Annotated in this window: 16 protein-coding genes, 1 rRNA gene and 2 pseudogenes (1 of these 19 only partly in view); 10 read left to right on the forward strand and 9 right to left on the reverse strand. The window is 40.2% G+C overall.

The features are described 5' to 3' along the window. Positions 1–1,633: ribosomal RNA gene (locus ACUUHJ_RS01710) — 23S ribosomal RNA — on the forward strand (it extends 1,296 nt beyond the left edge of the window). A 172-nt stretch (positions 1,634–1,805) separates the two neighbouring features. Here the strand turns inward: ACUUHJ_RS01710 and ACUUHJ_RS01715 are convergent. From ACUUHJ_RS01715 to ACUUHJ_RS01735, 5 genes are all read right to left on the reverse strand, one after another. Continuing rightward, the gene (locus tag ACUUHJ_RS01715; RefSeq protein ID WP_472298108.1) at positions 1,806–3,224 is read right to left on the reverse strand and encodes a toprim domain-containing protein; all 1,419 of its coding nucleotides are present in this window, start codon (positions 3,222–3,224) and stop codon (positions 1,806–1,808) included. 675 nt (positions 3,225–3,899) lie between these two features. Then, positions 3,900–6,749: an AAA family ATPase gene (locus ACUUHJ_RS01720; protein ID WP_472298109.1), complete on the reverse strand. Its 2,850-nt coding sequence runs from the start codon at positions 6,747–6,749 to the stop codon at positions 3,900–3,902. Further along, on the reverse strand, positions 6,730–7,398 hold the full coding sequence (locus tag ACUUHJ_RS01725) for a hypothetical protein (protein WP_472298110.1): 669 nt from the start codon (positions 7,396–7,398) through the stop codon (positions 6,730–6,732). Before ACUUHJ_RS01725 ends, ACUUHJ_RS01720 begins: the two co-directional genes overlap by 20 nt. Then, on the reverse strand, positions 7,391–8,635 hold the full coding sequence (locus ACUUHJ_RS01730) for a hypothetical protein (RefSeq protein WP_472298111.1): 1,245 nt from the start codon (positions 8,633–8,635) through the stop codon (positions 7,391–7,393). Before ACUUHJ_RS01730 ends, ACUUHJ_RS01725 begins: the two co-directional genes overlap by 8 nt. Positions 8,636–9,862: 1,227 nt before the next feature. After that, a complete protein-coding gene (locus tag ACUUHJ_RS01735) occupies positions 9,863–10,369 on the reverse strand; it encodes a hypothetical protein (RefSeq protein WP_472298112.1) in 507 nt (168 codons plus the stop codon). A 187-nt stretch (positions 10,370–10,556) separates the two neighbouring features. On the opposite strand from ACUUHJ_RS01735, the gene tnpA reads away from it, so the two are divergent. The 4 genes and pseudogenes from tnpA (at position 10,557) to ltrA (ending at position 14,834) form a co-directional block, all read left to right on the forward strand. After that, positions 10,557–10,889 carry an IS66 family insertion sequence element accessory protein TnpA gene (gene tnpA / locus ACUUHJ_RS01740; protein WP_472298113.1) on the forward strand — a complete coding sequence of 111 codons (333 nt, stop codon included), beginning with the start codon at positions 10,557–10,559 and terminating at the stop codon, positions 10,887–10,889. 107 nt (positions 10,890–10,996) lie between these two features. Then, positions 10,997–11,239, forward strand: a pseudogene (tnpB, locus tag ACUUHJ_RS01745) (IS66 family insertion sequence element accessory protein TnpB); the annotation flags it as partial. A 73-nt stretch (positions 11,240–11,312) separates the two neighbouring features. After that, a pseudogene (tnpC, locus tag ACUUHJ_RS01750) lies at positions 11,313–12,891 on the forward strand (IS66 family transposase). 641 nt (positions 12,892–13,532) lie between these two features. Then, entirely contained in the window at positions 13,533–14,834 is a 1,302-nt protein-coding gene (gene ltrA, locus ACUUHJ_RS01755; protein WP_406798395.1) for a group II intron reverse transcriptase/maturase, read from the forward strand. A gap of 262 nt (positions 14,835–15,096) precedes the next feature. Here the strand turns inward: ltrA and ACUUHJ_RS01760 are convergent, their stop codons facing one another. From ACUUHJ_RS01760 to ACUUHJ_RS01770, 3 genes are read right to left on the reverse strand one after another with little or no spacing between them, the layout of a single operon-like run. Then, positions 15,097–15,534, reverse strand: a complete 438-nt coding sequence (locus ACUUHJ_RS01760) for a hypothetical protein (RefSeq protein WP_472298114.1) — start codon at positions 15,532–15,534, stop codon at positions 15,097–15,099. A gap of 4 nt (positions 15,535–15,538) precedes the next feature. Continuing rightward, positions 15,539–16,261, reverse strand: coding sequence for a ParA family protein (locus ACUUHJ_RS01765; RefSeq protein WP_472298115.1), 723 nt, complete (start codon positions 16,259–16,261; stop codon positions 15,539–15,541). After that, positions 16,258–16,500, reverse strand: a complete 243-nt coding sequence (locus ACUUHJ_RS01770; RefSeq protein WP_472298116.1) for a ParA family protein — start codon at positions 16,498–16,500, stop codon at positions 16,258–16,260. Before ACUUHJ_RS01770 ends, ACUUHJ_RS01765 begins: the two co-directional genes overlap by 4 nt. Positions 16,501–17,518: 1,018 nt before the next feature. Between ACUUHJ_RS01770 and ACUUHJ_RS01775 the strand changes: the two genes are divergently transcribed. From ACUUHJ_RS01775 to ACUUHJ_RS01790, 4 genes are all read left to right on the forward strand, one after another. Beyond that, a complete protein-coding gene (locus tag ACUUHJ_RS01775) occupies positions 17,519–17,932 on the forward strand; it encodes a TIR domain-containing protein (RefSeq protein ID WP_472298117.1) in 414 nt (137 codons plus the stop codon). 12 nt (positions 17,933–17,944) lie between these two features. Then, positions 17,945–18,883, forward strand: a complete 939-nt coding sequence (locus tag ACUUHJ_RS01780) for a caspase family protein (protein ID WP_472298118.1) — start codon at positions 17,945–17,947, stop codon at positions 18,881–18,883. A gap of 383 nt (positions 18,884–19,266) precedes the next feature. After that, complete coding sequence (locus tag ACUUHJ_RS01785) at positions 19,267–19,554, forward strand: hypothetical protein (RefSeq protein ID WP_472298119.1); 288 nt, start codon at positions 19,267–19,269, stop codon at positions 19,552–19,554. Positions 19,555–19,861: 307 nt separating this feature from the next. After that, positions 19,862–20,629 (forward strand): hypothetical protein, encoded by a 768-nt coding sequence (locus ACUUHJ_RS01790; protein ID WP_472298120.1) that lies wholly within the window; start codon positions 19,862–19,864, stop codon positions 20,627–20,629. Between the two features lie 151 nt (positions 20,630–20,780). On the opposite strand, the gene ACUUHJ_RS01795 is transcribed toward ACUUHJ_RS01790, so the two are convergent. Further along, positions 20,781–20,909, reverse strand: coding sequence for a hypothetical protein (locus tag ACUUHJ_RS01795; protein ID WP_472298121.1), 129 nt, complete (start codon positions 20,907–20,909; stop codon positions 20,781–20,783). An 875-nt stretch (positions 20,910–21,784) separates the two neighbouring features. Here ACUUHJ_RS01795 and ACUUHJ_RS01800 point away from each other — a divergent pair. Continuing rightward, a complete protein-coding gene (locus ACUUHJ_RS01800; protein ID WP_472298122.1) occupies positions 21,785–23,602 on the forward strand; it encodes a TniQ family protein in 1,818 nt (605 codons plus the stop codon). The last annotated feature ends 79 nt before the right edge of the window (positions 23,603–23,681 follow it).

Genomic DNA, 23,681 nt, shown 5'->3' on the forward strand with positions numbered 1-23,681 from the left:
CGGTGTAAGTAGCGAAAAGACAAGTGAGAATCTTGTCCACCGAAAGCCTAAGGTTTCCTGGGGAAGGCTCGTCCTCCCAGGGTTAGTCGGGACCTAAGCTGAGGCCGAAAGGCGTAGGCGATGGACAACAGGTTGATATTCCTGTACCACCTCTGTTCCGCTTGAGCAATGGCGTGACGCAGGAGGATAGGGTGAGCGGCCTACTGGATGGCCGTCCAAGCAGTAAGTGTGGTGTGTAGGCAAATCCGCACACCGTCAAGCATGAGCTGTGATGGCGAGGGAAATTTAAGTACCGAAGTCCCTGATTTCACACTGCCAAGAAAAGCGTCTAGCGAGGAACAAGGTGCCCGTACCGCAAACCGACACAGGTAGGCGAGGAGAGAATCCTAAGGTGCGCGGGATAACTCTTGCTAAGGAACTCGGCAAAATGGCCCCGTAACTTCGGGAGAAGGGGCGCCTCGGTAGGGTTAATAGCCCGAGGGGGCCGCAGTGAAAAGGCCCAAGCGACTGTTTAGCAAAAACACAGGTCTCTGCGAAGCCGCAAGGCGAAGTATAGGGGCTGACGCCTGCCCGGTGCTGGAAGGTTAAGGGGATGAGTTAGCGCAAGCGAAGCTTTGAACCGAAGCCCCAGTAAACGGCGGCCGTAACTATAACGGTCCTAAGGTAGCGAAATTCCTTGTCGGGTAAGTTCCGACCCGCACGAAAGGCGTAACGACTTGGGCGCTGTCTCGGCAAGAGACCCGGTGAAATCATAATACCTGTGAAGATGCAGGTTACCCGCGACAAGACGGAAAGACCCCATGGAGCTTTACTGTAGCCTGGTATTGGAACTTTGTGCATCATGTACAGGATAGGTGGGAAGCTGAGAAGCAGGGGCGCCAGCCTCTGTGGAGCTGTCGGTGGGATACCACCCTTGATGTACGGAGTTTCTAACTCGTCGCCCTTATCGGGCGAGAGGACCATGCCAGGTGGGCAGTTTGACTGGGGCGGTCGCCTCCTAAAAGGTAACGGAGGCGCCCAAAGGTTCCCTCAGAATGGTCGGAAATCATTCGTAGAGTGTAAAGGCAGAAGGGAGCTTGACTGCGAGACCTACAAGTCGAGCAGGGACGAAAGTCGGGCTTAGTGATCCGGTGGTTCCGCATGGAAGGGCCATCGCTCAACGGATAAAAGCTACCCTGGGGATAACAGGCTTATCTCCCCCAAGAGTCCACATCGACGGGGAGGTTTGGCACCTCGATGTCGGCTCATCGCATCCTGGGGCTGAAGTAGGTCCCAAGGGTTGGGCTGTTCGCCCATTAAAGCGGTACGCGAGCTGGGTTCAGAACGTCGTGAGACAGTTCGGTCCCTATCTGTCGCGGGCGTAGGAAGTTTGAGGAGAGCTGTCCTTAGTACGAGAGGACCGGGATGGACGCACCGCTGGTGCACCAGTTGTCACGCCAGTGGCACAGCTGGGTAGCTATGTGCGGACGGGATAAGCGCTGAAAGCATCTAAGCGTGAAGCCCCCTCCAAGATGAGACTTCCCACAGCGTAAGCTGGTAAGACCCCTCATAGACGATGAGGTTGATAGGTTCGGTGTGGAAGCGTGGTAACGCGTGGAGCTGACGAATACTAATCGGTCGAGGACTTATCCACACACTTAGTAATGATCATGCAGATCCAGTTTTGAATGAATGAAAAGAAGCCATTCCTTTAAGGGATGGCTTTTTATGATGGTACGAAACAAATTCGTTCCCTGTGTCCAATGAAAGCGACGATGATAATTGCAACCATTTTTCGGATCGTCTAGTGGAGGCCGCGATGCTTTTTAGAGCATTCGACAGGTACCAGTAGTGAGCTCGACTATATCTTGCTGCAAGTCCTGCTCAAATGTTAAGGGGTTTAATAGTTCAAATGCTAATTCTTGCTCGAACTTCTGGTTGGAGTTGCGCAGCCACTCAAGGACTTGAAGACAAGGAGTTGGCAAAGGGTGTTTTTCTAATCGCTCGATCTCTTCAACGTCAACGGGGGAAAGCGGTAATTTCACTGAATATCGATTTGCCCAATTGATTGTGAATCCAAATAAAAATAAAGGTATCGAGATGTTAGCGTTTAATAACTTTTGTTTTAAATTAAGCGCTATAGATAAGCCGAAGGGGTCTAGGTCCGGCCAAATCGTAATAGAGTGGAGAGAGAATTTTGAAGCGTGACGAATGAGATTCACTTCTTCGGAGGAAAGAAACCCTTTCCCAAATAAAATGGCCCATTTTCGGGGATCAAGCAGCTGACTGTCGACCAGTGATTCGAATAGGTCCTTGTTTTCAATAATAAGTAGGTGAGGACTCTTCCATGATACAAGACACATATTATTAATCATGGTCCTAGGAAGAGAAAGACTACCTAAAAAGCCAAGACCATGATTGACATAGCCTTGGGTCTGCCAAGAAAAGTCACCACTAATGAATACGCGAGAACTACTCGATCGTATCCCATACTCAGAGAGTTTTCTGCCCAACAGTTTGCGTAAGCGAACTTTATCAAAATCCCCAAGGGCCTTTGTTGACCCAAAGTAGGATTGAGAGAATGTTTTCCAACTCATTATTTTTTGCTTCTCTACCATTTCAAAGATTCCTAGAAGAGCTTTTAGTATACGAAGAGAGGCGGGGGTCTGGTTTTCAGATCGAAGTTTTAAAATCAGTTCTTTTACTTGGGCTCCCTTAGTAGTGGAGGGGGTTAAATCTATATTCAGGATGCTAGATAACTCCGTATCAAGAGGAAAAGAAGGATTGGAGATACCTAACAAGCGCATAATTTCAGAATCGTAAAGACTGTTAGCACAAATGTACTTTGTTTGCCAACATTGTATACCATCAAGAGTCTTTTTTTCTTGCTTTATCACAAGACCCCAGTGAAATAGCCGTTCTACACATTCGTCAAACAAGGAATAATCAGTCGTCTCAAACCATTTTTGTTTCCAAGTAGCCCACTTTTTCCGAGTAGTGGAGGAAGTGAGATTATGTAGCAATGAGCGGGTTAAAGAGAGGGCCTCTCCTTCTAATACTCCATCTAGTGACATAGGAAGCGGAAAGCTTCCATATCTCTTACGTTCTGTGGTGGGGAACTTCCGTTGGTGACCACAATTCGAGCATTCACTTACTCTGATTTTATTACTGACATATATATTATGCACTAATTCAAATGGGCCCCAAAATGTTTTAGATAGATAGTTATGTTTCTCACAGAACATTTTCCGCTCATCCTCTTTATAATAAGATCTACTTGTAAACTGGAGTTATGCTTTTGTGTGTTAGCTATGTTTGTTGCTAGGTAATCATTCTCAGTATTACCGCTTAGGGTGTTTTATAAGCATTTAAAAATATGGAATTTTAATAATACAGCATTGATTTATGTAAAGGCTCATATAGGTTTCTTTTTCTAGTTGGATCTCGATTTCCTGTACTCTATGGGATTCGAGTTTTTGTCATTTGGGACCCGTCACGAGAAAAAATGTACGTTTTCCATATCACAAGGGGTAACGAAGGAGCTGGGTTATCGGATCGTTTGAGATTGGCTAAGATTCTGTCGGCACCGATCACTGAAGTCGACAGATTCATTGTATACCACTCATCGATGCCGTTTTGCAGCCCAATTCCTCATTGCGTCACGTCCACCCCTAAGCACCTATCCTGCGATCTCAAGTGACTTCGTTAGTTTCCTTCTAAATTAAAGTTGTCTTGGTTTAATAATAATCGATTCCAATGCGGGTGGTGTCAGCGACACTGGTAATACCTTAATTATCAAAATAAAAAATTGCGAACGCAAGTTCGCAACTAATGTAAATATAGCTTTCTAAATCGGAAAGTCATGTGGCACATTATTAATTTCTACTTGATCTAGCGATTTAAAACCCGATTTTAGATATCTAACCAATCTCTCCGTATGTAATTGGAGGTGCAACTGTTTTGTCGTTTGGTTTTGGACGGAAGTTCAGAAGCATGTTGATCCAAGGCATTAACAGTTTGATGTTTTCGGAATAGGGCATTCCGATAAAAATCTGAGCATCAGTACTGCTCAAAAAATCGCCAGCAAGTCCTATGCGTTCCTCATCCAGATGGGCAAAAGGTTCATCGAGCAGCATGAAGCTAAGGACACCATCCGCTTTAATAGCTGCAAACGTGAGGAGGAGAGAGGCAATAACCTTTTGCCCACCACTTAATGAACTTTTTTCACGATAACTTTTTGCTGGCTTGCCATTAAAGCCAAGGCGGTAATCCACTTTCCACCGTTCATCTTCTAAATAAACGGCTCGAAGACTCGCTTCAAAGTTCCCGCGTTCAGCCATGCTTTCCAAAGACTTTCTTACTTTCTGGAATACTTCATCAACCATAATGCGGTACTCATTTTTTGCATCTTCCCTTTTTTTCTCAAGATCATTGAGATTGGATCTAATTCTTTCAATCTCATCAAGATGCTGATTTAGTAAAATTCGGTGTTTTTCATGCTTTCGAGAAAGTTTAAGGGTAGTTATTTCTTCACCAGGTTTTATAACACCTGGTGGGATGTTTTTTCGAATCGATTCAATGGTGCTTTTCCTTACATCAATTTTTAACCTGTAGGATTCGGGCGATGCTAGTGATGCTAATAATTCAGGCTGTAAAAGGAGTTTAAGTTGATCATCTGCCAGTTTCTTTTTAGCTTCTATGAGTCGTTTCTCCATGCCCTCCTTAGATCTCTCCACATTCTCGAAGTCTATCAATAATTGGTTGTGTTTTTCCTGACTTTGTTTAAGATAGACTTGGTACACGCCTGCTTCACTATTTAGCACACTTTGTCGTTTTGTCTCTTCTAGAATTCGGGTGGTGTATTCTTGGAGAGTGGTGTTAATTTCCCCTAAAGTTTGTTGTAATTCGTATTGATGTGTAACGGCATGCTTCAAAGCTTGCTTCTTTTCTGGAAGTTGATGTACTTGGAGCTGAGCTTGGATGACTTCCAATAAATTATTAAGAATATCCTTTGCTTCTTGTTCACGAGATTCAGCTTGGGAGACAAGAGGAATTAGTTCTTCTAATTGCTTATGGTATTCCAAAAGTTGTGCCTCAAATGCATGTCGACCACAACAGAGTTCTTTTACCCTAATCGCGCGACCACCACGTTCGACAACTTGGTAGGGAAATGGACTGTGTAGCAAAGCGCTGAATCCCTTCTTAACCCAAGCCCAGGCTTCCCTCATGTTGTCGGCAATCATGACACGTTTAAAGCGTTCCAGATAACCGGCAATCCGTTCATCGGTAATAATGACTTTATTTAAAACAGCCTCTGTTTGGAGTGATAATACTGCCGACTTAAAGGGAGAAATCCAATAAGGGTACCTACTGTTTTGAGCAGCTTCCATAACAGTTACCAAGTGTTCGGGTGCAACAGTTAAGGTGAAACGTTCATTCCCAAGCATGGCTTCAATTGCCTCGCGCCAAGGCTCATCAGTAATTTCTAAGCAATCTGCAACAAGCAAGTGTTCAATGTTATTGAGTTCTAACCAGTTCTTCATTTGAACAACTGCTGGAGGATAAACATTTTTACGAGACTTTTCCATAGCGGAGATTCTTGACTTAAGCTCTTGTTTTTGATCATTAAGTATTTTCAAATCTGCTAATAACTCAAGATGAGATTTCTCTTGCATCCGCTGCTCTTCTTGAAGAACTACAAGGTCTTGGGGAGGTATATCTTGGTAAGTCTCAATGAACTCGTTGAGTTGATTTACATCCTTTGTAGCTTCATTTAGGGTCAAAAGGGAATTGGTTTTACGTTCGTTCAATGACTGGAAGTCTTGCGTTAATTTAATCATATCTAATTCGGCCATCGTGATTTTATTTTGGCAGTTAGATAGTGCTTGCTCGTATTCTGTAGCTTGTTGCGTTGTGCTTTGTTGCTGATTATGAATGTTTGTCAAAGATTCAATCAGCTTAGCCAGTTGGCTGTCGATCTCGGCATACTCTGATAATGGTAGCTCATATTGAAGTATGTTCAATTGTTCCTGGTGCTCAACAAACTGTTTACATAGATCCAGATTACGCTCAATCTCTTTTAGGGATACTTCTTCTTGCTGTTTAAGCAGGTCAATATGGAAATATTGTTCTTTTTGCTGTTTTATTTCTGCTTTGATCTCGTTAAACTTATCAATTCGTTCTTGTTCACCGCATATTTGTAAAATGTAATCAGCCAATTGTTCTTCCGATTTCTCCATAATTTCTTCCGTATTGCCTTGGCTGAGGCTGCAAGCATTAATTAAAGAACGAGTTAATCCAACTTCTTGCATTTGTCTTGCGTATTGGTCTACGTTGGTCCATCTGATATAACCATTCAAATCATTCTCTAAATCAAAATATCCATCAAAGATAAGATATTCACGTTTCATTTGTTCACGCTTTATTCGACATACAACTGACACTACATCTTGTCGTTTTCCGATTGTTTCAAAAGGACGTCTTCCGTATTTTGGCTGCACGGTATTATCGAAACGAGCAACAATGTATATTTCACGGATGTCATCACGCTCGAAAAAAGTATGAAGAGATTGATTATTGTCGTACTTCCTTGAACCGATTAGAACACGAATCATATTAAGAAAAGTGGTCTTACCAGCCCCATTTAAGCCGATTAGTCCATTTATATTGGCATGAAGTCTAACTTCTTGTCGTGGGAAAAAGGAAAAACCCTCCGTTTCTAGACTGATAAATCGAATAGGTAAATACCTTCTATCCATGCTGTTCCGCAAGATGATCTCCTCCTTCTAATTGAGTTTCCATTGTGTTAAGTAGATGGGAAGCTTCCTTTTCTTGTTCATCGACCTCTTCAATTAATAGATTAATGACATGCTTACGTACGTAGTCGTAGAGTCTGGAGCTATCAATGGCTGTGGACAGGCGGGGACCAGCAATTATACGTGTAGTTCCACGAACAGTTTGAATAAAACTAAATTGTTTCAATGTGGTGAGTATTTTACGAAGGGTTTGCCTTGAGCCTAACTGCTTCTTGAAATTCTCGAATAGTTGGTCTTCTGTGACGTATGGCTCATCAAGCAATTCCTTTTTAAAACTAGTGTCGTATTTAGGTAATACCAAATTGCACCAGAGTATGACTAACATTGCTTTGGCAGGGATAGACATACCTTCTCCAGATGGAAAGAGGCCTTCTCGAAAAGCCTGTGTCATTACAACATTGGTAGAGAGGCGAGCATCATAGTGGCGGGATATTGGATCATCTACTAGTTCATAACCTGCATCGTTCAAAGATTTTTCTACAACTTTGCGAAATTGATCATCGAACTCAAGGCGAGGAAACATACTTCTTGGACATGCCTTGATGGTCAGCATGGCACAGATTTCGTTAGGCAAATAATCGTACCAATTATGATTGTTATGCATGGTGATCCTTCCTTTCTATAGTTGCTTCTGATAGCATGGAAAAGATTTGATTTGTAAGCTGTAAGGATGTAGGTTCAACATGTAAGTCATATCCAGCGTATGATGAATTTACCCAAAGATGGCGTAAGTTTTCTAAGGAGCAAAGTGCTGCAAGATACATGAGACCATCCACTTTCAGTTGGTAAGGAGCAAGGAACCGTTCAAGCTTAACTGACTGATCCGTTTTAAAAAGCTCAATAAGGGCGTCTCTCAACTTTTCTGAATATGGTGGTTCTCCAAAAAGCTCCTCAAAGGCCTCCTTATCCCCTTGGACTCGGGGACCAAGTGTACGCTTACGCCTATGTTTGATTTGCTGTAAAAACGTATCTAAAGAAGTAGATAAATCATATTCATCCAGCCAACTGGAGTGAGAAGGGGTATACACACTTCCACTTACCCAACCTGCCATTTGATAAAAATTGGTGTTAATCAGTAGGCGGTCAATATCACTTTTGGTAAATGGATTGGTACCAATAACCATATTTTTTAAGTAGTACTGCCTTCGATCATGGTATAAATTCATTACGCGCGAGCTAAGACGGAGTAAAATTTCAATGCCATGTTTGTCCGTTTCCGATAGTTCCAATCCTTTTTGTATCTTGTATTGAGTGATGTCAGAAATTCGCTTAATTAAATCATCGATATTCTGAATAAACTCACTGATTTTATAGATTATTTTTCGAATTCTTTCATCATTCCTCGACACAAGAGCGGAAGAAAGCTCCGCAATGTTGCGCTGTACTGCATAGAGAATCTGATCTCGTAATAGCTCAAGTGAGGGAAGACCTAACTCCATTTTTTGAGCAGCATTCAGCATGTCTGTTACAGCCATTTGAAAAGCCATTTCGTCCATTTCATCACCCTTGTATAGAAAAGGAAGAAATCGTACAAACAGGAGTCCACTTTTTGATAAGGAGTAATGGAGTGTACCTTCCGCGCGGACTAGCCAGGAGCCTTCCATTAGACTATTGAGCAAGCTATCAAGGTCTTTTGGGGTGTACTGTGGAAACATACGCTCCATTTCAGCCCGTGTAAAATGACTGCTATGGGTTTCGCGAGAAAGGCGGATTAAAATTGAAAGCTTATGTCCGAACAAATGACGCGAACTTGTTAAATGGCTTAAAGGCTCAAAGAGATAGGTAAATCCTTCAGCATAACCGAGTTCAGGTAGATGGTACTCCCATGCTTGTTGTTCCATATCAAATCACCTCTGTTACGCAGTATTGTCAATTTGAAAAAGTTTAATCTTTATTTGGGCAAACTTTTTCAAATATGACTTATGAGAGTTTTTTTAGTTAATGAGTTGAATGCGAATTTAAGCTAGAAGATTGTAGAACTCTTATGAGGAGAGAAGGGCTAACTGGGGTGGTAAATTACTGTGGGATCACTATAGATACCGTCATGGAGCAAATCATAGTAGGTAGAAAATGGTGATTTAAAAGAAGGAAAAAATAAAGAAAAATGTTAAGTATCGTTCCCTTTGGAAAAAATGGATTTAATGACTTTTCATGGGGGCGATACAATGTACTATACTATTGCGGATGTTTTTCCAGCCATACCTATAGAGAGAATGGGCGACTATTGGATTAAATATGACGACTACGTTTTTTATTCAGTATGGTATGACAAACATTGTCTTATAGAAAATACTACATTAGCATCCGCTAGAGAGTTTTGTAACGCGAGAATAAATCAACGTTGTGAAATTGTTTTTGTTCTGAATACGTATTTTGTTTATATTAGGGGACAGGTTTTTTCAAAATACGTCGATCAGGAGCGGTGGTATCGAAGACCTTATAGGCCATGGATAGGTTTTTACCCTATACCAGAAAAGGTTAGATTCGGATCACTACTATATATAAGGCTAGCTCAAGACTGTATTGAAGCTGAGAAAGTGGGTAAAATCAGCTTGTTTTATAAGCCATATTACAATGAATATGACAGACACCACTTCAACAAGATTTAAAAAGTTTTTTGTGACTTTAATTAGGGGAGAGACCTTCTCAAAATAAGTGAATGAAAGCGATAGCCAAAGAAGATACCATTTTCATTGGCTATTATCCGTTACCACAAAAGAAAGAGAAGGGAACGCTTCTTTATGAATGTTGGTATTATCCCCTTAAGGTAGACAGTAAATAAAGAGTTCATGATACCATGTACTCAATACTGTTGACCGGAGGGGTTTTTTCATGCAACGCAAAAAAGGACAAGTCCTTTTTTGCGTTATAGCGATGAACTAAAGAAGGAAGCTGTTCGATTACGACTTGAAGAGCGGTTGACCTATTTACTTCCTGACAGAAAAAACAAAGAGATCCGCTTTCCGATTTTAGAAAGCGAATCTCCCAGATACTAGACGGGAATTACGATACAGCAGAACTGAGTGAAGAAGCGGTGTTGAAATTCATTAACAGTTACTTTAATAAACTCAATTCTTGACTTCGATGATGGATACGAGTTTAATCTTCATGCTATTCAGATTGATAAACGTCAATTGAAGAGTTCCATCCAATGTGTGCGCGTCGAGAAAATATGGATTGAAGGGACTAGAATCTTCAACAATATTGGACAAATCCAAAATTCTGGTCAGCGCTTCAAACAATAAAGATAAGTCATTGATACTGCGAAAGGGGTTGTTCCAGTAAGGATTCGATTCATTTTTTGCAGCAGTAACATATGCATCCCATATCTGTTTTAACAAAGTAATAGCGTTACTCCCAGTGGGATAGAATTTATCGCATTCAATATCACCACTATCGTCAATAAATAATTGTTTTGCAGCTAGACCATCCATTTGAATAAAGTCCCCGTACCAAAATGAGCCATTGATTTCTACAACTAATTTCAGATTCTTACGAAAAAAAGGATAGGATTCTTCGAGAGTAATTCTCTTTAAGATATAATCCATAGCTTGTAGCTGTGGGATAGAATACATTGGTTTCACCCCCTTCCTAAGTCTTACAACGAACATTTCGATATCAATTTGGAAAATCCTACAAGAAGGGAGGTCGTAAAACGGTGGTTCAGAGTATGCTCTGTGTAAGCGTCAAATATAGCCCACCTATTAAAACAAGTTTCATCATGAAACAATCTTCCTCAGATCAGTTATGAGGAGGATTGTTTTGTTGGAACAGACAGACAAAAAGACATTGTGGAAGTCACGAATACAAGACTATCGCTCTAGCAATGAACAGGTGGCAGATTGGTGTAACCGTCACGGAGTGACATCTGGTCAGCTTTGGTACTGGATGAAAAAGTTGAAAAAAGAAAGTGCGGAACATCTGGAAAACACTCACTCCAAACCGAACTGGGTTAGCTTGCACGTGAAACCTTCGGTTCCCCAAGATCGTACAGCACTGGTGGTCGTAATAGGGGCAGCACGGTTAGAAGTACCTCAAGGTGTAGATCAGAAACTGTTAGCAGACGTGGTAACGGTATTAAGGCGTTTATGTTAAAGGCCCTTCATCTTTCTCATGTGTATGTAGCCTGTGGAACTACGGATTTGCGTAAATCCATAGATGGTCTTGCTGTTTTAGTTCAGGAATAGTTCCATCTCGATCCATTTTCTCCAGCTCTGTTTGTATTCTGCAACCGCCAACGAGACAAGCTCAAACTATTACATTGGGACCATAAAGGGATTTGGCTCTACTACCGCCGATTGGAACGTGGGCGCTTCCGTTGGCCAACAGATATGCACTCGCAAACACTCTCGATTTCTCCCCGGCAGCTCCAGTGGCTACTAGACGGACTTTCCCTCGAGCAGCGTCTAGCACATCCGCAGGTAACAGCTCACGCTGTTGTGTAATGCCTTCGCAAATAGTCACAAAAGGAATGTATGGATCAAGGAGATTCAGTGTGTTTTCTCGAATAAACTGAGTATGAAAAATACAGGCCAATCCTCCACGTCAACTGAACAATTACAAAGCCACATCGAGAAACTCCAGACTCAGATTGACAGCTTTCAGCAAAGCTCAAGTGGTACGAGGAGTAGTTTCGTCTTGCCCAACAAAAGCGCTTTGGCGCTTCAAGCGAGAAAACAGACCTGAACCAACTCGATCTTCAGTTGTTTAACGAAGCAGAAGTACTTGCAACAACCGAAGAGGCAGATGCACATGTTGAGACAATCACTTACAGCCGTAAGAAACCTTCTGGAAGCCGTGAAGCGAAGCTGGACCAGTTTCCTGTGGAGACGATAGTCTACCAGCTGCCGGAGGCAGAACAAGTTTGTTACTGCTGTGGTGGCGTACTGCATGAAATGAGTACGGAGACACGAAGTGAAATAAAGATCATCCCCGCACAAGTGAAAGTTGTGCGTCATGTGCGTCAAGTCTATGCCTGTCGTCATTGCGAACGTGAAGATGTTCATACACCTGTTGTAACAGCACAGATGCCCCGACCTGTCTATCCGGGTAGCTTCGCTTCTCCCTCTATTTTGGCACATGTTATGTGCCAAAAGTACGTAGAGAGTCAGCCCTTGTATCGGCAGGAGCAGCAGTTTGCTCGCTTAGGTCTTCCTCTCTCACGACAGACTCTTGCCAATTGGATGATCTATGGAGCTGAAAAGTGGCTGTCTCACCTTGTAGAGAGGATGCGTGTACACCTGTTACGTCAGGATGTCCTTTATGCGGATGAAACCACGCTACAAGTCCTTCGTGAACCAGGGAAAGCTCCACAAAGTACAGTCCTATATGTGGCTGTATCGAACGGGACGAATGGGTCCACCCATTGTCTTATTTGACTATAAACGGACTCGTGGCGGTGAGCATCCCCGTGATTATCTACAAGGCTTTTATGGGTATCTCCACGTGGATAGCTATGCGGGATACCACAAGGTAGCCAATACGACACTTGTTGGGTGTTGGGCACATGCTCGCCGAAAGTTTGACGAAGCAACTAAAAGTCCTACCTTCAAAGGAAGAGCGGAAAGGTACAGTTGCGCAGCAGGGACTGCCATACTGTAACCAGTTGTTTGTCGTTGAAAGGGACATTAAGGAAAAAACCACAGAAGAGCGGTATGCCATCCGAAAAGAGCGGAGCAAGCCCATTTTGGATGCTTATTTGGTATGGCTTTGTCAGCAAAGAGCCCGTACCCTACCTAAAAGCGCAGTTGGTCAGGCCATTGCCTACAGCTTAAATCAGTGGGAGAAACTGACTTCCTTTCTAGAAGACGGACGTCTGGAGATGGATAACAATCGAAGTGAAAAGTCCATAAAACCCTTTGTCATTGAAAGAAAAAACTGGTTGTTTGCAAATTCACCTCGCGGTGCAAAAGCCAGTGCAATCATCTATAGCTTACTTGAGACAGCGAAAGAGAACCAACTAAATCCCTTCCAATATCTGAACTATCTGTTTGAACAAATACCCCAATTATCTGATGTGACGAACGGAGAAAAGTTGGACCGTTTCCTTCCATGGTCGACGTCATTACCAGATGTTTGTCACATCACGAAATCCTAGTCTTAGAAGAAATAGCCCTCACCATTTTTTCTTGGCGGGGCTAATTTGCGCTTACGTTTTTTGGACTTGTTGACGCGAATGAATCAGGCGGAAAAAATTAAAAAACCCTTGATTATCAAGGGTTTCAACATGTGCGCCCAGCATGGGCGTTATCTCTAGGGTTAAAGTCCCGAATGGTGAAGGCAGTAGTAGCCATTAGCTTAAGACAAGGGTGTCCACCGTGAGGTGGAATCTGAAGGAAGTCGGCGGCAAACCTCCGGTCTGAGGAACACGAACCTCATACGAGGCTAGCATTCGTTGGATGAGCCTGCATGTCAAGGCAAAGTCCTTACTGCCAAAGGCGAATGAGAGTAAATGAGGCAGATAGATGGAGGGGAAGATAACGCTCTTACCTGGGGAGACCTGACCGAAACGCCATGCTCACATGGTAACCTTCTTTGAAAGGAGAAGCTGAACGATCAGGAGTCAGCAGAGGTCATAGTACCCTAGTAAGGGACGCCTGAACAGGGAAGGACCGAACATCTAGGAAGAACGAGAAGCTAGGCGTTCATTCTTGCTAATGAGGCAGACAATCCGTAAGGACTTGCTCAGAGGAGGAAGTGGTGAATTCCACGGGGGAATCTGAGAGGGCTGAAGTAAGAATGGCACAAGTAGAAAGAACGTTCACGCGAAAGGAATACCTCAACATGATGAAGCAACTTCTGTCACGGGAAAACCTTCTGACAGCATTAAAGAGAGTGGAAAAGAATAAAGGAAGCCACGGTGTGGATGGTATGTCAGTAAAATCCCTACGTGAACATATCATGACCAACTGGGACTCCATCCGCCAGCAGTTAGAGGATGGTACCTATCAACCGCAACCAGTCCGAAGGGTCGAAATCCCGAAACCTAGAGGTGGGGTACGGTTGCTAGGAATTCCTACTGTGACAGACCGCTTTATCCAGCAGGCAATCGCTCAAATTCTGACCCCAGTTTTCGATCCGATGTTCTCCGAACACAGTTATGGCTTTCGTCCAAATAGGCGAGGACATGATGCAGTTCGGAAGGCTAAAGGATTTATGAAAGAGGGGAAACGGTGGGTTGTTGATTTAGACTTAGAGAAATTCTTTGACAAAGTAAACCATGACAAGTTAATGGGGCTTATCGCCAAACATGTCAAGGAAAAGACACTTCTCAGGCTTATCAGAAGCTATTTAGAATCGGGCATCATGATTAACGGGTTGGAGACAGCAAATGAGGAAGGAGTGCCGCAAGGTGGACCTCTTAGTCCGCTGCTCTCCAACATCATGTTGCATGAATTGGACATGGAGCTAGAAAAACGAGGGCTCAGATTTGTCCGCTACGCGGACGACTGTAATGTCTACGTTTCTTCAAAGAAGGCTGGCGAACGGGTAATGGCATCTATTTCCTGGTTCATCGAGAATAAACTAAAACTTAAGGTGAACATTGAGAAAAGTGCAGTAGACCGGCCATGGAAACGAAAATTTCTAGGGTTTAGCTTTACCCACCAGTCTGATCCAAAGATTCGAATCGCGAAAGAAAGCATGAAGAAGGTAAAACAACGAATTCGGGAATTTACCTCAAGGTCAAACGCGCTTCCCATGGAGTATCGAATTGAACAGCTAAATAGATACCTTATTGGCTGGGCGGGATATTTCTCACTTGCAGACACACCTTCGGTCTTCTCCAGTCTAGACGAATGGATAAGAAGAAGGCTCCGTATGTGCCTATGGAAACAGTGGAAGAACCCTCGAACAAAAGTAAAAAGGCTTATTACTTTGGGAGTGCCCAAAGCAAAAGCCTTCGAATGGGGCAATTCTCGTAAGAGATACTGGCGTATTGCGTGCAGTCCTATACTTCACAGAACTTTGGATAATGCCTATTGGCAGACCGAAGGTCTTAAGAGTCTTAAGGATAGGTATTTTCTTTTACGTCAAACTTAGATGAACCGCCGTATACCGAACGGTACGTACGGTGGTGTGAGAGGACGGGGGCTAGTCACCCCCTCCTACTCGATTCATCATATGGTGATCCGGACTGGGTTCGAACCAGCGACCTCCACCCTGTCAAGATAGTTTGATGGCTTTGATAGTTTCGTGATTCCTTATCAAAAACCCAGTTGTATCAAGGGTTGGGGAACCATTTTTGATTTCTATTCGAGGAAGACGAAAAAAGTAAAAATTCTTGACCAGTTATTGCGCTTAATTAATCCTTAGTTTTGTAGAGTGAATTATTATTTACCTCACTTGCCCCTTCATAGGTATTGTTTTGTGAATATCTTTCTGACATTTGTTTATTTAAATTTATCATACTAAAATGATTAGCTAACTTATCAATTAAATTTGCTTTACTCTCTCTTTGAGCAAAACTTAATTTAGTTTCAACAACAATGTCTTCAATATTTTTCTTTTCTAATCCTTTTAAGTATAATACGATTTCATCACGATTCATCAACCTTAAGTTATTAAGTGCTTCTGAAAGACTAAATTCTTTGCTGTTTTTCTTGAGTCCTATTTTATATTGATCGCTTTGAACTACTTTTGAATGAATATCATCTAACATATCATTCACACTTTTATTTTTATAAAACTGTAGAATTTCTAATACCTTTGATAGTAATGAAATTAAATTGTTTACCTTCATATTTTCATCTACACCTTTGAATAAATTCATTTGTGATCTTTAACATTAACTCGCTCTGCTTTGTAGCATTTTGGTGTTTATGACGGAATGCAAATACCGGATAAGATGCCGCAGAAGCCAAGGAAATTCCATCTCCGTATGTCAAATAGCTCTGAAATACTTCGTTTGGAAACAGCTGTTCTAGTGATTCCTTCATATCTAATTGAGATCTCTTAGGTTGCCCTCTCCATTCTCGAATATTATTAAATACAATTCCAAGCAATTTTGTTTTCTTAAAATCATTCGAGGCATGGTAAAAATCATCATTTAATTTTTTTATTGCTGTTTTAATCGCCATTATACCATAAGTCGACAGTTTATCTGCAATTGTAGGGATGAGGTAAAAATCACTAGCATATAACGCATTTTGGGTAATATAGTTTAAATTCGGAGGACAATCAATAAGAATAAAGTCATATTGTTCTCGTGCATTCTCTAAAATTTCATCAAGGATTTTAAATTTATATATATCAGTGTCAATAAGAGAAGATTTTAGTTTTCTTCTCTGTTGATTATGCCTTGCTATGATCATGTCTGTATATATGAGTTCGGGGTGTGATGTGATAAGATCTATATTAAGGAATATACGTCCATCTCTAGCGCGCACCTCTTTTTTTAGTATTATTTCGTTATTTATATCGATTTCTTCCTCTTCTAAAAATTGTTCAAAAACATCCTTCAAAGTCAATATAGGGTGCGGTTTTCGATTTTATTAATCTTACTTTCAAAGTTTTGATCTAATAAACATGCGATCGATAGATTACATTGTGGATCTGCATCAATAATTAAAACTTTTGGGAATGATTTTAGTCCTAACTCTTTTTCATAATCTATATTTTGGAGTCCTACAGCAAGATTATGAGTAATTGTTGTCTTTCCAACTCCTCCTTTCCAGTTAATCACACTTATAACTTTAGCTCTAGTCATTCTTTGTACCTCCAAAATTAAGAGTCATAATAATTCCCTGCTATTGTTATTAACACCCAGATTCGTATTTTTTCTGTCTAAAAATGTTAGGCAAGCATTGATTGTTAATGTACTCATAATTGTACAGCTCGACCAACTATATAAATCTCCTCATAATCAATTGTTACAACTTAGGGTAGTAGTGCCCTCCAATTACTTCTCCTTACTATCCATGTTAGTTGCTCATAAGTCGGTCATGCTTTTCGATAGTCTCTGGTTCAGTTGGAATGATCACGAAAAGTTCAACTCATATAAGCCTATTTCATTATTTTGAATTAAGCTGTTTTTCAGGCAAAGTACTTTTATAGTTCTAATTACATATTACTTTATGTCTAGCAAAAAATATGTCGAAATAAATCGAATTAACAACATCTTTATAAAAGCAAAATCCGAACACATTCAGTGTTCGGCATTTACTTTTCACTATAACATTAATTCAAATAAGGCTTGTTCAAGGTTTGTAACTTTGTCCCTTAAATGAATAATTGTTTGATATTTTGAGTCAAGTTGAGCTTGCAGAATTAAGATCTGTTCTTCAAATTTTTTTTTGCAATCCTTTTTAAGGCGAAGTTTTGGAGAGGGAGTAATTCTAGAATTAACTCATTGTTTGGATCTCTTTTATTTACAATTGCTGCTACATCAGGAATTTTGTATTTTCGTTTTTGAGTCTCTTTAATAATATAAGAATACATGTTTTTGTGCTCTTCGATAATCTGATATCCAAGGTACTGTTTTTTAGTCCAGAAGTTTTCACCAAAAGTTTTACTGATTATCTTCTGTTTCTCTAGCTGTAGGGCGTACTTATGGACCCTTTCTGCTCTGTGATAAAAAGAATGACAAAGTGATAGTTGTCCTGTTTCGGGTTCAAAAAATTGGAATAAATAAAAGGGTTTCAATTGAGGTAAAATTGAAAATTAAATATAATTGATGTAGCATTCATTTTACAAGATTTCTAACAAACTATAAGGGGTGTTGCTTTATGTCAAAAACGTACAATTTGTTTATCAGTCATTCCTGGGCTTATCCTGAGGCTTACGAGGGTTTGATTAAGCTTCTTGATAAGGACTCCTCTTTCTCTTACAAGAACTATTCCGTACCTAAAGACGACCCTGTACATAACGCTAAAAATGATAAAGAGCTTTATGAGGCAATAAAGAAACAAATTAGTCCGAGCTCAATAGTAATTATCCTAGCTGGTGTTTACGCCTCATATAGTAAGTGGATTGATCATGAAATTACCATTGCCAAAACCGAGTTTTACACCGCCAAGCCTATTCTAGCTGTTGAACCATGGGCATCTGAAAAAACTTCAAAGAAAGTAAAAGATAATGCAAATAAAATAGTAAAATGGCAATCAAGCTCTATTATTGCCGCAATAAAAGAACTAGGATAGGAGATTATAAACATGAGAAAGGCTTTAGTAGTTGGACTTAACGACTATCCGAGTGCCCCACTATTAGGATGTGTTAACGATGCCATTTCTGTAGGACAAGTTTTATCTAAAAATGGTGATGGTTCTCCAAACTTCGCTGTTAAGTATGTTACGAATACAGCTACAAGAAGCGAACTAAGAGAAAACATTGAAGAACTTTTCAAGGGAGACAATGATGTTGCTCTCCTTTATTTTTCGGGACATGGTCTGATAAATTCAACAGGCGGATACATTGTTACTACCGACTACGAAAAATATGATGAAGGCATTTCTATGGATACAATTTTGACTTTAGCTAATCAATCTAATGCTCGTGATAAAATAATCATTCTAGATTGTTGTCATTCTGGATCTTTCGGGTCTCCGGCTTTAAATCATGGTAAGTTAACTCAACTGAGTGATGGATTAACCATCCTAACAGCAAGCCGGAGCTCTGAAGTTGCATTGGAAAGTAATGCTCAGGGTGTTTTCACATCTCTGTTGCTCGATGCATTACATGGTGGTGCATCTGATTTAAGGGGGTTTATCACACCAGGTAGCTTATACTCTTATATAGATGAGGCGCTTGGTGCTTGGGATCAAAGACCTGTATTTAAAACAAATGTGTCTCGGTTTACACATTTAAGACGAGTGGAACCTGTTATACCACTAGTTACTATAAGAAAAATCATTGACTATTTTCAAAGTCCTGAAGCAGAATTTCAACTAGATCCTTCCTACGAGTTTACAAGTGATCAACCAAATGTAGAAAACGTAGCTGTTTTTAAAGACTTGCAAAAGTATCAATCAGTTGGACTTGTAGTACCGGTGGATGCGGAGTACATGTATTTTGCAGCTATGGAATCCAAATCTTGTCGTTTAACAGCACTTGGATATCAATATTGGCGTTTGGTTACGGAAGGAAAAGTATAAGAGTCGGGAACGAACAACCACTTTAAAATGTAGTGTTGGATATTATCCCCTTTATGTATAGTGATAAAAGCCGATCACCTAACGGTGAGTGGTACACTCTACTTGGAGGGGTTTTTCGTGTGGCTAGAACAAACATAACTCCGATGAGTTATGCTGAATGATATAAATCTGTATCACCAAGGAATGTTGAGCTATGGAGCGTAGGTAAAGAATTAGGAAAACTTAGATTAACTAAAATAAATTTTTGATTATTTCAATATATATAAGTTAATCCATCAATATATTAATGAGATTCTGGTCCCAAAACAAAAGCGTTTTCCAAGTTTTGAGACTCTACATGTAAGTCAACGTATAGTTAAATTATAGAAAAGAGGGGGGCTAAAATGAAACTTATCCTCGAAACGTTACTAAATTTTGTGGGTATCTTAATGTTCATCTGGCTCATCATCACTTTTTACTTCAGATATGTAAAGAAAAAACCAATGAAGTTTGAACATGGTTTGGTAAAACTTTTATTAATAAGTAAAGAAGTAGGAAGAACGCGATTATTTAAGAACAGTGATAGTGTAACAATTGGGTTAACGATGTTACCTGTGGCAATCCAATATCCAGCATACTCAAAGGTCATTACCGCTTGTTATTACAGTTATTGTTCTGCTGTTTCTTCATAGTCTTACTGTCTTAATGCATGTCAAGAATCATCGTGCTTCTCAATTGACTGCACGAGTGACACTATTAGTTACTTTAGGGTTTGGCTGTTGGACAGTCGTTGAATTGTTTAGAGTAATCTGATCACTGAAACAGAGAGGGAGTGATTACCTGTAATTATTGTTAAGTCGTTATCGTAATATCCTAAATCAATTCAAGCACTCACAAGGTGCTTGTTTTCTTTTGAGATGTGATAATGTTTTACAATTTCTATTTGGAGTGCAGGGACTAATGGTGTTACAGCGAAATCTTTGAATAGAGGTGAGGGATATGGAAAATTTCATCAGTACTTCCGTGTTTTTATTACCAGGTCTGATGGCATACTTTTGGTTACAGACATTCGGATTAAATCCACCTGTTAAGCATACAGCACCAGAAGTGACTGGGATAGCGGCTTTGCTTTGGTTACCCATTAGTTTTATAACTTTATCTTGTTTAAATGCTTGGGCAAATATATTTGGTAACTATTCCGATACATTTCGGACAAACGCAGCATGGTCCTTAACAGAAATAAAGACTGTTACCTCTGACATTAGGTATGTAGTGCTTTTTGTTTTTCTTAGTATTATTATCAGTTTTATTGTTTGTGGTTTATGGAGCCTTTATTTTGTGAATATCGTTAATTGGTTTGTTAACAAAGTTCGAGAATGGAGAGGCCTTGCGAAACTTTCTCCTACTGCAACAGTCTGGGAGGAATTCTTTATTAGGGTAAATTCAGATGATGAAAACGAAAAGAAAAGGGATGAACAGAATCCAAGTAAAAAAGAAAAAGTTGCAGTCCTCCAAATATACAAGATTGATAAAGAGGACGATTTCATTATCGGTAGCATGATTAAAGGGGCGCGCCCATACGAATTGGAAAAAGCCTTAGTCTTGGCTGATACAGAGGAGTGGAAAGAAAGGTTGAGTTATTATTTATTCCCAGTAAAAAGAGTCTACGTAGACTTGAAGGCAGGGGTAATTGTAAAAGAGTTGGATCATGAAAACCCAACTCTAAAAGAGCCCAAAAAGTCCGATTCTAAAATTTCACTTCTCTGAAGGGAGTTTTGGAATTGGAGCTTTTTTCCCTTCTATAGAACGTGTCTCATTTTTTCGTGGAATAGGTGGTAAAGTTGCACGATTTACGTCAACTGAATCTGTAATACGATGCAGTCCACTGCGGGTGTTCAATGGCTTCATTTAATCAGCCTCACTTTTTTGGTGGTAGTGGTGGTAGAGATGCTCGATTTCCATTGACTGATTTATTAATGTCGGTTTTTACAACCTTTTGTTGGTTTGATCCACTTGGCTTGTTAGTGTTTTTATCAGAAGTACTCATTAAATATCCTCCTTTCTGCTGAATGATGGGTGTTGCTACAGAATTCGACATATGGGGGTTTTTTCCTGTCAGATTTACACAAAGAACCAATGCTCTTCTATTGGATGAGATGTAGGTAAAGCAGTTTTTTGGCTCAGCGACAGGAGTGATACATTATACATAGATAGTTCTGTTTCGCTTAGAGGGTATTGTAAGAATGCCGAGATTAATCGACTGTTGAATAGTATCACAGAAGTTCAGCGTTACGAATACTAATGGATACATACACTTTAAGTGAAGTTGATATTAATAAACAGGAAGTAGAGCAAGAGTAGGTATAGCAACCCTATTTCGCAAAAAGGAGCACCGTCATATCAGCGATTTCATTACATGTTAATAAATACTGATGAGCAGAAGTTGAACTAGAGCATTGAGCCCCAATCGAATTCACCTACTCGTCTGGGGTTTCTTTTTTGCCTTTCCACTGTATCAAAAGCAAAGGGAGATTTGTGTATAGAGGAGAACGAGTAAATTCTTCAAAAGGAACTGGCCCGATTCACACGAAAAAACCTCTGCTAACGTCGCGGTTGTTCCTTATCAACTCACCTTTGTTACGCAGTATTGTCTATTTGAGAGGAAGTGCTGACTAGGGCGGTAAATCAATGTTAATGAATTTGGGATTTTATACTTGAACTACACCATGACCATTAAAATCTAATCTAGCTGTAAAATGTTTAACTCTATTTCTTCTGATTTCATATTCTGAGGATAGAACCATTAAATTAAGCTTCTAAAGTCATGATTTCTAACTAGATTCTCATCAGAAATATGGATAGGGTATACCTTTCCTTGAAAGGGTAAATGATGGTAAGAAATCCTTTTGGGAGAAGGTTACGATGGTAAAGTATATTTTCACAGTTCGCTTACGTCCATTTGAAGGTGAATCACTTTCAAGTTATTTAAGACGTATCTCAAAATCAAACGGGATAAGTTATTTGTCTCTTTTAAATTACTTGAAAACTGAACGGAATCATTATGCTCAGCATGATGACATCAGACTATTAGATTTTTGTCCAATAAACATAATTAATATAGGAGAACTGTCAAAGGCAATTAATTGGGCACCAGCTAAACTGCTTGCACTTACGTTAAATAATTTGTTGAAGTGCTTTGGTGCCACAACTGAAATTGAAAAATCACGATTTACCTCGGGTATGATTCGCGAGAGGCTTCATTTTTGCCCAGAGTGTTTAAAGAATAAACATTACCATCAATTGCTCTGGCGAATTAAGGGTATAGACGCATGCCTGACTCATCGTATGCTTTTACATGATAAGTGCCCGCATTGTGCAAAAGAGATAAAATACAAGGACATTACGGTTCATGAAAAATGTCCTTATTGTGATTTAGATTTAAGTAGAGTCACGTATTCTCCTAGCAATTATGATTTTGATTGGAATAAACTGAGTTGGCAGTGGAGATCTTGGGATCGACTACTGAATTATTCAGGGCCTAAAATCCCTCCGCAAACCGTTGCTCTTCGCCTGTTATATCTAATAAACAACAAACAGGATATCTTTGATAAAAACAGTGCAAAGTCTTCTATGCAAGGAAGCGGTAAACTTTCTACGCTATTACAACATGCAAGAGATTCTTTAAAGCAAAAACGTACCTTGCATATTTCCTATGTACTTGAGGTACTGTGGGCAAACCACATAGATATTGATGAGTTCTTGAAGATGGAGTTGCCACAACCATTTGTTGATTCCGTGCTTACTCCACCCAGTTCAAAGAAAGAGATGATATCATGCCAAGCACCATGGTGTGAGAATAGGGGTGTAGAAGGTGGTTTGATACAGACAGGAACTTCACTTAAAAGAAAAATGGGAGGACAGGTTCTTTCCTATTATTTGGCTTGCTTACACTGTGGATGTGAGTATGCTTTTGATGGACAGGGTGAATTACAGGAGCGGACATACTTTATACATGCTTACCATCTAATTAAAACTAAATGTTATGAAGGGGAACCTATTACGTCCATTTCAGAGAAAATTGGGCTGTCATTAGACAAGATAAAAAGATGTAAAGCCTATTTTTCCACAAGGGGAATCAAATTTTGTGAATATGAAACCGACGCAATTCACATAGATGCTCAGGAGCTAGAACGTTTTATAGCAGCTGTAAAGAAAAAGGTGCCGTTAACAACCATACGAAATTGGGATTCCTGGACTAATTACGTTCATTTCTTGATATATCGCTTTCATAAAACAGTGTTAAAAGAGTCGCTGATGCAAACGCGATATAGCCCGAAGCGGAACAAATCTAAACAAAACATCGATAAAGTTGAGAGGGCTGTAGAGGAGATGTATGATCAGGAAATTATAATCACGATAGAAGCGGTTGCTGAACAAGTTGGGGTATCTGTCAATACCATACGGAACTGGGGATGCTGTCCATACATAGGTATGATGAAGAAGAGTCAATTTGAAAAACGAGTATTAATGGAGATGGAAAATATTTATGGTTTCGTGGATGCTTATTTTGGTGCACGTAAAAATAAAAAGGTATTCTCCAGCGAGTTATATGAAGCACTAAGAAAAAGTCGAACTGTGTTGTGGCGCACGGCACCTGAGCTCACATCATATATTAATCAAAGAGTAAGACAACATAATTTACTAGTAAAGGGAGCTGCGGAGGAATGGATCATCGATTAGTGTAATTGAATGTTGAAAATAGAAGGATTTCATGTTTTACTGTCGAAATTGTCGGTGGTTTTTCTTTGATAAGGTAGGG

The organism is Brevibacillus schisleri (assembly GCF_055685845.1).

Coding starts and splice junctions, on each gene's coding strand:
- ACUUHJ_RS01715 (WP_472298108.1), bottom strand. CDS start 3,224: ATGTTCTGTGAGAAACATAACTATCTATCTAAAACATTTTGGGGCCCA.
- ACUUHJ_RS01725 (WP_472298110.1), bottom strand. CDS start 7,398: ATGCATAACAATCATAATTGGTACGATTATTTGCCTAACGAAATCTGT.
- ACUUHJ_RS01730 (WP_472298111.1), bottom strand. CDS start 8,635: ATGGAACAACAAGCATGGGAGTACCATCTACCTGAACTCGGTTATGCT.
- ACUUHJ_RS01735 (WP_472298112.1), bottom strand. CDS start 10,369: ATGTATTCTATCCCACAGCTACAAGCTATGGATTATATCTTAAAGAGA.
- ltrA (WP_406798395.1), top strand. CDS start 13,533: ATGGCACAAGTAGAAAGAACGTTCACGCGAAAGGAATACCTCAACATG.
- ACUUHJ_RS01760 (WP_472298114.1), bottom strand. CDS start 15,534: ATGAAGGTAAACAATTTAATTTCATTACTATCAAAGGTATTAGAAATT.
- ACUUHJ_RS01770 (WP_472298116.1), bottom strand. CDS start 16,500: ATGACTAGAGCTAAAGTTATAAGTGTGATTAACTGGAAAGGAGGAGTT.
- ACUUHJ_RS01775 (WP_472298117.1), top strand. CDS start 17,519: ATGTCAAAAACGTACAATTTGTTTATCAGTCATTCCTGGGCTTATCCT.
- ACUUHJ_RS01780 (WP_472298118.1), top strand. CDS start 17,945: ATGAGAAAGGCTTTAGTAGTTGGACTTAACGACTATCCGAGTGCCCCA.
- ACUUHJ_RS01785 (WP_472298119.1), top strand. CDS start 19,267: ATGAAACTTATCCTCGAAACGTTACTAAATTTTGTGGGTATCTTAATG.
- ACUUHJ_RS01790 (WP_472298120.1), top strand. CDS start 19,862: ATGGAAAATTTCATCAGTACTTCCGTGTTTTTATTACCAGGTCTGATG.
- ACUUHJ_RS01795 (WP_472298121.1), bottom strand. CDS start 20,909: ATGAGTACTTCTGATAAAAACACTAACAAGCCAAGTGGATCAAACCAA.
- ACUUHJ_RS01800 (WP_472298122.1), top strand. CDS start 21,785: ATGGTAAAGTATATTTTCACAGTTCGCTTACGTCCATTTGAAGGTGAA.